Origin of the sequence: Pseudomonas sp. Ag1 (assembly GCF_000278565.1) — a bacterium.
Taxonomy (GTDB): Bacteria; Pseudomonadota; Gammaproteobacteria; order Pseudomonadales; family Pseudomonadaceae; genus Aquipseudomonas.
The window spans coordinates 258,669-268,087 of the sequence record NZ_AKVH01000109.1 but is presented as its reverse complement, the minus strand read 5'-3'; the positions used below and the strand labels follow the sequence as shown (position 1 = coordinate 268,087).

Sequence of the window (9,419 nt, the reverse complement as noted above, 5' to 3'; positions counted from 1 at the left end):
ACTTTTGGGGCGTTTGCCAAAAGTGACCCGCTGTAAGAGCGGAACCATAAGCGGCCGTTACCGCAGCAACGGATATGTACACGGTCCATTACAACCAACTCAAACCCCACACAACGAACGCAGCAACCCGGTATCCAGATGCCGCTCTACCAAGTCCGCCAACCGCTCAATATCCCGCTCCCGCAACCCGTGATAATCCACCTCCTGCACATCCTCCAACCCCGCCCACCGCAACAACGCACTACACGCAGCCGGCGTCTCAAACACCCCATGCAGATAGGTCCCGAGAACCTGCCCATCCTCACTCTGAGCCCCATCCAGGCGCCCATCGTCCAACTGCACCGCAGCCCGCACCAAGCCAGCGCCACTGGTTACACCCGCGTGGATCTCATACCCACTCACCTCGGCCTCCTCCAGCAACAACCGCCCCCGCACGTTACGCAGCTGCTTCTCCTCCTCCAGGGTCGTACTGAACGCCAACAACCCCAGCCCAGCGCTAGAACCACAAGGCCCTTCCAACCCCAGCGGGTCGTGCACCTGCTCGCCGAGCATCTGCAACCCACCACAAATCCCCAGCACCTTCCCGCCATAACGCAGGTGCCGCGCCACCGCCGTATCCCACCCGTTGGCCCGCAAATACGCCAAATCACTGCGCACACTCTTCGAGCCCGGCAAAATAATCAGGTCCGCCGAAGGAATCGCCTGCCCCGGCCCCACAAACTGCAAATCCACCTGCGGGTGCAAGCGCAACGGATCAAAATCCGTGTGATTACTGATCCGCGGCAATACCGGCACCACCACCTTGAGCACCTGCGCCGCCTTATCAATCTGGCGCTGGTCGATGCCGTCCTCGGCCTCCAGGTGCAAATCCATCACATACGGCAACACCCCCACCACCGGCTTGCCCGTGCGCGCTTCCAGCCAATCCAGCCCCGGCTGCAACAGCGCAATATCCCCGCGAAACCGGTTGATGATGAAGCCTTTGACCCGCGCCTGTTCGGTCGGCGACAACAATTCCAGCGTACCCACCAGGTGCGCAAACACCCCGCCACGATTGATGTCGGCAATCAGCAGTACCGGGCAGTCCACCGCCTCGGCAAAGCCCATGTTGGCAATATCATTCGCCCGCAGGTTGATCTCGGCCGGTGAACCCGCACCCTCGACCATCACCACCGGATACGCCGCACTCAAGCGCGCGTGGGAGGCAAGCACCGCCTGCATCGCGATGGCTTTGTAATCGTGATAGGCCACCGCATTCATGGTGGTTACGGCGCGCCCATGGATAATCACCTGGGAGCCCGTGTCACTGCTGGGCTTGAGCAATACCGGGTTCATGTCGGTATGGGGCGCCAGGTTCGCGGCCTGGGCCTGCACCGCCTGGGCCCGGCCGATCTCGCCGCCTTCGGCAGTCACGGCGCTGTTGAGCGCCATGTTCTGCGGCTTGAAGGGCACCACCGGGATGCCCTGGCGCACCAGCCAGCGGCAGAGTGCGGTCACCAGCGTGCTTTTGCCGGCGTCAGAGGTGGTGCCCTGCACCATCAAGGTACTCATGAGGCTTCCTTGTAGGCCTTCAGTGCCTGTTCCAGCCGCAACCAGTCGGCCTCGGTATCCGGCAGGCCGAAACGCAGGCTGCTGTTGTCGACAAACAAGCGCAGCAGAATGCCGCGCTGGGCCATGAATTCATGCAGCTGCTCAGCCCGGTCCGTGATCATCCACTGGAACAACGCGCAGCCGCCCTGGGGCCGCAAGTCGTGGCGTTCAAGCACATCAAACAGGCGCTGGCTGGCCGATTCGCAACGCAGCCGCTGTTGCGCATGGCCGGCCGTATCGCGCAGGCATACTTGCCCAAGCACCCGCGTCGGCCCGCTGACGGCCCACGGCCCCACCTGTTCGGCGAGCAGCTTGAGCAGCTTGCGCTCGGCCAGCACGAACCCCAGCCGCACTCCGGCCAGGCCGAAGAATTTGCCGAACGAGCGCAGCACGATCAGGCCGACTTGATGGGCCTGGCCCGCCAGGCTCAGTTGCGGGGTGATGTCCATGAAGGCTTCATCCACCACCAGCCAGCCGCCGCGTTGGGCCAGGCGAGCATGCCAGTCCAGCAGGCGTTGCGGCGTCAGGCTCAGGCCGGTGGGGTTGTTGGGGTTGACCACCACCAGCACGTCGAGGCTGTCGAGGAAGAAGTCGACTTCCTGCTCCAGCACTTCGCGCACGATGTAGCCGGCGCGACGCCAGGCTTCTGCGTGTTCGGCGTAACACGGCGACAGCACACCGACCTTGCCGGCCCGGCGCAGGCGCGGCAATAACTGGATCGCGGCCTGGGAGCCGGCCACCGGCAATACATGGGGCGTGCCGTAATATTCACAGGCAGCCTGCTCCAGGCCGTCGTCGTTTTCAGGCAGGCGCGCCCAGGCCCGCAGCGGGATTTCCGGAATCGGAAACGGCCATGGCGCCAGGCCGCTGGACAGGTCCAGCCAGTCTGCTTCTGGAATGCCGTACTGCATCGCCGCCTTGCGCAAGCGGCCACCGTGCTCAAGCATAAAGCTCAGCCCCCACACACAGGATCAGCAACCACAGCCACACGCCGCGTTGCACCAGTTGCCAGCCACGCTCGATGGAATCCGCATCCGCCGGCGGGCCTTCGCCCAGTGGCGGGCGCTGGTGCAGCTCACCGTGATAAATCGCTGCACCGCCCAACTCCACGCCAAGGGCACCGGCACCCGCAGCCATCACCGGGCCGGCGTTGGGGCTGTCCCAGGTCGGGCCCTGGGTGCGCCAGCATTTGAGAGCCAGGCGGGTTTTGCCCAGCAGCGCGTAGGTCAACGCCACCAGGCGCGCCGGAATGTAGTTGAGCACGTCATCGATCTTTGCTGCGGCCCAGCCGAAACGCTCAAAGCGTTCATTGCGATAGCCCCACATGGCATCCAGGGTGTTGCTCAGGCGATAGAGCACCACGCCGGGCACGCCAGCGACCACAAACCAGAACAAGGCGGCAAATACCGCGTCGCTGCCGTTTTCCAGCACCGATTCGGTGGCTGCACGGGCGACTTCGGTGCGATCCAGCTCGCTGGTCTGGCGGCTCACCAGATAGCTGACACGCTTGCGGGCCTCGTCCAGATCATCACTGCGTAACGCTTGCGCCACCGGCAGCACGTGTTCGCCGAGGCTGCGCATGCCGAGGGCGCAATACAGCGCGAGGATTTCCAGGACCCAACCGATGTAAGGCGCCCACGAGAGGGCCGTGGCCAGCAGGGTCAGCGGCACCACCGCAATCACCCAGGCGGTAACGCCATGGCTGCGCCAGCCACGGCCGCCGGAGTTGAAACGCTGCTCGATACGCCCGGCAAAATTACCGAACGCCACCAGCGGATGCCAGCGCCTGGGCTCGCCCAGCAGCGCATCCAGCGCCACGGCAGCGACACTCAGCAAGGCCACACTCATTGACTCACTCCCCAAACATTCTCGTACAACATGTCACTCAGCGGCCGTGGTTCGGTCCAGCCTTCGAGCTGCAACATCGGTGCCGGGTAGAACTCGGCCACCGGGCCCAGGCACAACACGGCCAACGGCTTGGCACCGGGCGGCAGGCCCAGCAGATCGGCCAGGGCCTGGGGCTCGAACAGCGAGACCCAGCCCATGCCCAGCCCTTCGACACGAGCCGCCAGCCATAGATTCTGAATCGCACAGGACAACGATGCCATGTCCATTTCCGGCAAGGTGCGGCGCCCGAAGATATGCCGCTCGCGGTCGTCCATCAAGGCAGCCACCAGCACTTCGGCGCAGTCGTTGATGCCTTCGACCTTGAGCTTCATGAACTGGTCGGAGCGCTCGCCGAGAGCCTCGGCGGTGCGTACGCGCTCTTCTTCCACCAGCTGCTGGATCTGGCCGCGCAGGTTGCGGTCGCTGATGCGGATAAAACGCCAGGGCTGCATCAAGCCGACGCTCGGCGCCTGGTGCGCGGCTTGCAGCAGGCGATGGAGCAATTGCGGCGCCACGCTGCCACCGCTGAAGTGCCGCATGTCGCGGCGTTCGGCGATAGCGCGGTAGACGGCTTCGCGGTCGGCTTCCGGAAAGGCGTTGTCAGTCATGGCCTCATCGCGGGCAAGCCCGCTCCCACATTGGATTGCGTTTCAACTCGGTCAAGTGTGGGAGCTGGCTTGCCTGCGATGGCGGTCTCAAGGCTTGGCGCAAACAAGGCAGCCACCGCCATCGGGTTGGACGGGAAGTAAAAGTGCACGTAGGAAGCCGTCATCCGGCCCTGACGATAAACCGCCTCGGCACCGCGCCCGCCATTCGGGCTCAGGCCCCGGGCAATCGGCTGCCACTCGGTGCTGGTCAGCGAGTGATGGTAGGTGTGACCGCGCAAGAGGCCTTCGGGCAGTTCGACGTTTTGCAGGGCCAGTGCCGCCAGACGCTTTTGCATCACGGCGTCGCCCTGGAGCAGGCCGACCAGTTCGGCACGGGTGCCGTCGACATCAGTGAGCGAGTCCAGCAGATAGAGCATGCCGCCGCATTCGGCCAGCAGTGGCTTGCCAGCAGCGTGGTGGGCGCGGATGGCGTCGAGCATCGCGGTATTTTCTGACAGCGCCTGGTGATGCAATTCCGGATAACCGCCGGGCAGGTAGAGGCTGTCAGCTTCGGGCAATGCGCGGTCACGAATCGGCGAGAAGAAGCGCAGCTCGGCGCCCATCGCTCGCAACAGGTCGAGGCTGGCGCCGTAGGTAAACGCGAAGGCTTCGTCGCGGGCCACGGCGATGCGCACGCCGGCCAGCAACGGTTGGGCCTCGATCACCTCGGGCGCAGCGAATTCCACCGGCGGTGGCAGCGCTACCTCACAGCTGCTGCCCAGAGCCTGGGCGGCGGCGTCGAGGCGCAGGTCGAGGTCGTTCAATTCGCTGGCCTGCACCAGGCCAAGGTGGCGGCTGGGCAATTCGATCCCGGTTTCCCGGGACAGTGCGCCGTACCAACGCAGGCCTTCGGTCAGGCTGCCTTCAAGCAGTTGCGCATGGCGCAGCGTGCCGACGCGGTTGGCCAGCACGCCGGCAAACGGCAGGTCCGGCTGGTAACGCGCCAGGCCCAATGCCAGGGCACCGAAGGTCTGGGCCATGGCCGTGCCATCGATGACCGCCAGTACCGGCACGCCAAAATGCCGCGCCAGGTCGGCGCTGGACGGCGTGCCGTCGAACAGGCCCATCACGCCTTCGATCAGGATCAGGTCGGCTTCCCCCGCCGCTTCCCACAGCAATCGGCGACTTTCCTGCTCGCCGACCATCCACATGTCCAATTGATAGACCGGCGCACCACTGGCGCGCTCGTGGATCATCGGGTCGAGAAAGTCCGGGCCGCATTTGAACACTCGCACCTTGCGCCCCAGGTTGCGGTGCAAACGGGCGAGCGCGGCGGTGACGGTGGTTTTGCCCTGGCCGGACGCCGGTGCGGCGATCAGCACAGCAGGACAGTGACGGGGCTGATTCAAAGTTCGATGCCTTTCTGCGCCTTGATACCCGCCTGGAATGCATGCTTGAGCATGCCCATTTCAGTCACGGTGTCAGCCATTTCGATCAATTCGGGTTTCGCGCCACGGCCGGTGACCAGCACGTGTTGCATCGGCGGGCGCGCCTGCAGGTCGCTGAGTACCTGGTCCAGGTCGAGGTAGCCGTGCTTGAGGGCGATGTTCAGTTCATCCAGCACCACCAGGCCGATGGCCGGGTTCTGCAGCATTTCCCGGGAGACCGCCCAGGCGGCTTCGGCGGCCACGATGTCGCGGGCACGGTCCTGGGTTTCCCAGGTAAAACCTTCGCCCATCACGTGGAAGCGCACCTGCTCGGGGAAACGGCGGAAGAACAGTTCTTCGCCAGTGCTGTTGCGGCCCTTGATGAACTGCACCACGCCACACTGCATGCCGTGGCCCATGGCCCGGGCGAGCATGCCAAAGGCCGAGCTGCTCTTGCCTTTGCCATTGCCGGTAAGCACCAGCAGCAACCCGCACTCGTTCGGTGAATTGGCAATGCGCTCGTCAATCACGGCTTTTTTGCGCAGCATGCGCGCCAGGTGGCGTTCGTCACGATCGGGGGATTCAGTCATGGCAGCTCTCCGTTGGGGCTGGACAAAAACGGCGGGCAGGAAAAAGACACATACAGACAGCCAAGCATCGCCCACCGTGATGCTGTTGGATGGATCAGGCCGGTCTCCGGGCTCATGAGTGGCATTGGATGCCGAAGGTGCGCCTTCCCATATCGCGGGCGATACAGTGGCTTAAGGCACCGTCTTGACTCATTTACCGTTGCGGGGGCAGCGCCGGGATCGTGGCAGCACTGTAGAAAAATGCGCTCACTCACCGGCTTCCCTGTTTCACTCAGTCGGCGCGTACGCCACAGAGCACCTGAAACAAGCCGCGAAGGTTAGTGGGTTGGGGGTGGAGCGTCAATTAAAGCCGGACATGCGCGTGAACCATCGGGCCGCTGCGCGCCTCTACCGCTACAGGTATTAAGGAGAAAACCATGCACAAGACCCGACTTGCCCTACTGATCATGCTCGCCGGCACCCTCGCCGCCTGCGGCGAAAGCTCTACCCTGCAAGTGTCCGACGGCACCGGGCCCTCGCCCAAACTGCCGGAACCGAATAAAACCCTGATCCCCACGGTGAATATCGCCCCGGCCATCGGCTGGCCCGAAGGCACCAAGCCAACGGCAGCGGCAGGCACTCAAGTAGCGGCGTTTGCCGAAGGCCTGGACCATCCGCGCTGGCTGTATGTGCTGCCCAATGGCGATGTGCTGGTGGCAGAAACCAATGCGCCACCCAAGCCGGACGATTCCAAGGGTATTCGTGGCTGGGTGATGGAGAAAGTCATGGGCCGCGCCGGGGCCGCCGTGCCGAGCCCCAACCGCATCACCCTGCTGCGGGACGCCGACCACGACGGCATAGCCGAAACCCGCACGGTGTTCCTGGAGAACCTGAACTCGCCGTTCGGCATGACACTGGTGGGCAACGACCTGTATGTGGCCGATTCGGACAAGCTGCTGCGCTTCCCCTATCAGCCAGGCGAAACCTCGATCAAGGAAGCCGGCACCACGGTGACCGACTTGCCGGGCGGCAGCATCAACCATCACTGGACCAAGAACGTGGTCGCGAGCCAGGACGGCAGCAAGTTGTACGTCAGCGTGGGCTCCAACAGCAACGTCGCGGAAAACGGCCTGGAAGCCGAACAAGGCCGCGCCGCGATCTGGGAAGTGGACCGTGCTACCGGCCAGCACCGCATCTTCGCCTCCGGCCTGCGCAACCCCAACGGCATGGCTTGGGAACCGCAAAGCGGCAAGCTGTGGACGGCGGTCAATGAGCGCGATGAAATCGGCAGCGACCTGGTGCCGGACTACATCACCTCGGTCAAGGATGGCGCGTTCTATGGCTGGCCCTTCAGTTATTACGGCCAGCACGTGGATGTGCGGGTGAGTCCGCAGAACCCGGAACTGGTAGCCAAGGCGATTGCCCCGGACTACGCGGTGGGCCCGCACACAGCCTCCCTGGGACTGACCTTTGCCGAGGGCAGCAAGCTACCGGCACAATTCAGCAATGGCGCGTTTATCGGCCAGCATGGTTCTTGGAACCGCAAGCCCCACAGTGGCTACAAGGTGATCTTCGTGCCGTTTGAAGGCGGCAAACCCAAAGGCCAGCCGGTGGATGTGCTGACCGGGTTCCTCAATAGCGATGAGAAAGCCATGGGCCGCCCGGTCGGCGTGGTGATCGACAAGCAGGGGGATTTGCTGGTGGCGGATGACGTGGGGAACAAGGTGTGGCGAGTGTCGGCGGCTAAATAGCCAGCTTCGCAAACACCGCAAAACAAATGTGGGAGCGGGCTTGCTCGCGAATGCAGTGTGTCAGTCAGCTTGTTGTCGACTGATCCACCGCATTCGCGAGCAAGCCCGCTCCCACATTTGGTTTCGTGTTTTCCTAGGGGTTTCTTGCCAAGTGCTCGGCCGGCAACACGCGCTTGGCGCTCAGGTAGGCATTCTGCCAATAAGCCTTGGACAGCGTGTCCAGCTTCACCGTACCGCCGGTTTGCGGCGCATGCACAAAGCGCCCTTCTCCCACGTAGATCCCGGCGTGGCTGACCTGCGAGCCGCCACCCGTGGCGAAGAAGATCAGGTCACCGGTCTGCAGGTTGTTTTCGCTCACGTCCTGGGCGCGCATCACGATCAGCTCGCGGGTGGTACGTGGCAAGGAGATGCCCGCCGCGTCACGGTAGACGAAACCGATCAAGCCACTGCAATCAAACCCCGAGTCCGGCGTGTTGCCGCCCCAACGATAAGGCGTGCCGACCAGGCCCAGTGCACGAAAAAGCACGTCTTCGGCCGCAGGCGAGAAACTTTGGGTGGCATAGGTGTTGAACACCGGCTTGGGCTTGACGGCCACGGGAGCAGGCGGTGGACGGCTTGCGCAGGCGCTGAGCAGCGCGGCGCAAACGAGAAGAATTAGGCGGGCCGAGGTCGACATGGGCAGAACAATCCTGATCTGGATGCGGCTTTCGCTGCCGAACGTTGAAAAACAGAACGCGCAAGCAAAGCTCGCGCGATCAATTTACAACAATGTCCAGGGATTCTAGCGCTTACACGTCAAACTTCAAGTATCACTTTAACTTTACTTGCTGGCGGTAACGGTAGTCGGGGCCATCGCCAGGGCGCGCTTGGCTTCGATGAAGGTTTTGCTCCAGTAGCTGTCACCCAGGTTGTCGACTCGCACACCACCGCTGCGGCGGCTGCTGGAGTGGATAAACTGGTTGTCGCCCAGGTAGATACCGGCGTGGCTGACACGACCACGGCCAGCCGTACTAAAGAAAAGCAGATCACCGGGCTTGAGGTTGTTCCGCGCGACCAACGGTGCATCCACGTTGATCATTTCGCGGGTGGAACGCGGCAGGTTCATGCCGGCTTCCTCGCGGAACAGGTAGCCGATGAAACCGCTGCAGTCGAAACCGGCTTCAGAGGTACCGCCGAAACGGTAACGGGTACCGATCAGGGACATGCCGCGTTCGAGAATGCTGTCGGCCAGAACGGGAAGCTGGTAAGGCTTGGCGCCGGCGAAGTCGGCGAGTTCTTTTTCAGTTGCGATCTCTTCCTGATAAACAGTGGAAGACTGCGACGCAACGAATTTTGCCTGGGACTGCTGTACTGGTTTTTGCTGCTCAGCCACGTTTTGAGTGTGGGTGGCGCAACCAAACAACAGGGTAACGAGTGCGAGAGGCACGAGGGGTGCGAAGCGATTTAGCATGGGCACGACCGTGGCTGATGTGTAAAGAAGCCGAGACTATGCCTTCTATCACATCGATTTGCAAATTCAATCGTGATCTATGTGACTTCTTGTTTGGACTATGACATCTAAGCCCTTAACACCCTATGCCAGCCATTTGCGTGGCCAAAACGGCCCAA

At 62.9% G+C, this 9,419-nt stretch carries 9 protein-coding genes and 1 riboswitch; of the genes, 1 reads left to right on the top strand and 8 read right to left on the bottom strand.

The window, feature by feature from the left end; genetic code table 11:
* Positions 1–99 precede the first annotated feature (99 nt).
* The 6 genes from A462_RS06080 to cobO are packed head-to-tail and all read right to left on the bottom strand — an operon-like array spanning position 100 to position 6,081.
* Complete coding sequence (locus tag A462_RS06080; RefSeq protein WP_008438199.1) at positions 100–1,551, bottom strand: cobyric acid synthase; 1,452 nt, start codon at positions 1,549–1,551, stop codon at positions 100–102.
* The gene (cobD, locus tag A462_RS06085; protein ID WP_003210755.1) at positions 1,548–2,537 is read right to left on the bottom strand and encodes a threonine-phosphate decarboxylase CobD; all 990 of its coding nucleotides are present in this window, start codon (positions 2,535–2,537) and stop codon (positions 1,548–1,550) included. The genes A462_RS06080 and cobD overlap by 4 nt, the downstream gene beginning before the upstream one ends.
* Positions 2,530–3,438, bottom strand: coding sequence for an adenosylcobinamide-phosphate synthase CbiB (cbiB, locus tag A462_RS06090; RefSeq protein ID WP_008438198.1), 909 nt, complete (start codon positions 3,436–3,438; stop codon positions 2,530–2,532). Before cbiB ends, cobD begins: the two co-directional genes overlap by 8 nt.
* Positions 3,435–4,085, bottom strand: a complete 651-nt coding sequence (bluB, locus tag A462_RS06095; RefSeq protein ID WP_003210753.1) for a 5,6-dimethylbenzimidazole synthase — start codon at positions 4,083–4,085, stop codon at positions 3,435–3,437. Before bluB ends, cbiB begins: the two co-directional genes overlap by 4 nt.
* Positions 4,082–5,473: a cobyrinate a,c-diamide synthase gene (locus A462_RS06100; protein ID WP_032899731.1), complete on the bottom strand. Its 1,392-nt coding sequence runs from the start codon at positions 5,471–5,473 to the stop codon at positions 4,082–4,084. The genes bluB and A462_RS06100 overlap by 4 nt, the downstream gene beginning before the upstream one ends.
* Positions 5,470–6,081, bottom strand: coding sequence for a cob(I)yrinic acid a,c-diamide adenosyltransferase (gene cobO / locus A462_RS06105; RefSeq protein ID WP_003210751.1), 612 nt, complete (start codon positions 6,079–6,081; stop codon positions 5,470–5,472). The genes A462_RS06100 and cobO overlap by 4 nt, the downstream gene beginning before the upstream one ends.
* A gap of 80 nt (positions 6,082–6,161) precedes the next feature.
* Positions 6,162–6,398: riboswitch (cobalamin riboswitch) on the bottom strand.
* A gap of 99 nt (positions 6,399–6,497) precedes the next feature.
* On the opposite strand from cobO, the gene A462_RS06110 reads away from it, so the two are divergent.
* Entirely contained in the window at positions 6,498–7,811 is a 1,314-nt protein-coding gene (locus A462_RS06110) for a PQQ-dependent sugar dehydrogenase (RefSeq protein WP_008438196.1), read from the top strand.
* A 133-nt stretch (positions 7,812–7,944) separates the two neighbouring features.
* On the opposite strand, the gene A462_RS06115 is transcribed toward A462_RS06110, so the two are convergent.
* Both A462_RS06115 and A462_RS06120 read right to left on the bottom strand, forming a co-directional pair.
* Positions 7,945–8,487, bottom strand: a complete 543-nt coding sequence (locus A462_RS06115; RefSeq protein WP_003210749.1) for a C40 family peptidase — start codon at positions 8,485–8,487, stop codon at positions 7,945–7,947.
* Between the two features lie 144 nt (positions 8,488–8,631).
* Positions 8,632–9,261: a C40 family peptidase gene (locus tag A462_RS06120; RefSeq protein ID WP_003210748.1), complete on the bottom strand. Its 630-nt coding sequence runs from the start codon at positions 9,259–9,261 to the stop codon at positions 8,632–8,634.
* Between the last annotated feature and the right edge of the window lie 158 nt (positions 9,262–9,419).

Excerpts from the sequence above, each read along its gene's own strand:
- A462_RS06080 (WP_008438199.1), bottom strand. The coding sequence starts at position 1,551 with ATGAGTACCTTGATGGTGCAGGGCACCACCTCTGACGCCGGCAAAAGC.
- cobD (WP_003210755.1), bottom strand. The coding sequence starts at position 2,537 with ATGCTTGAGCACGGTGGCCGCTTGCGCAAGGCGGCGATGCAGTACGGC.
- cbiB (WP_008438198.1), bottom strand. The coding sequence starts at position 3,438 with ATGAGTGTGGCCTTGCTGAGTGTCGCTGCCGTGGCGCTGGATGCGCTG.
- bluB (WP_003210753.1), bottom strand. The coding sequence starts at position 4,085 with ATGACTGACAACGCCTTTCCGGAAGCCGACCGCGAAGCCGTCTACCGC.
- cobO (WP_003210751.1), bottom strand. The coding sequence starts at position 6,081 with ATGACTGAATCCCCCGATCGTGACGAACGCCACCTGGCGCGCATGCTG.
- A462_RS06110 (WP_008438196.1), top strand. The coding sequence starts at position 6,498 with ATGCACAAGACCCGACTTGCCCTACTGATCATGCTCGCCGGCACCCTC.
- A462_RS06115 (WP_003210749.1), bottom strand. The coding sequence starts at position 8,487 with ATGTCGACCTCGGCCCGCCTAATTCTTCTCGTTTGCGCCGCGCTGCTC.
- A462_RS06120 (WP_003210748.1), bottom strand. The coding sequence starts at position 9,261 with ATGCTAAATCGCTTCGCACCCCTCGTGCCTCTCGCACTCGTTACCCTG.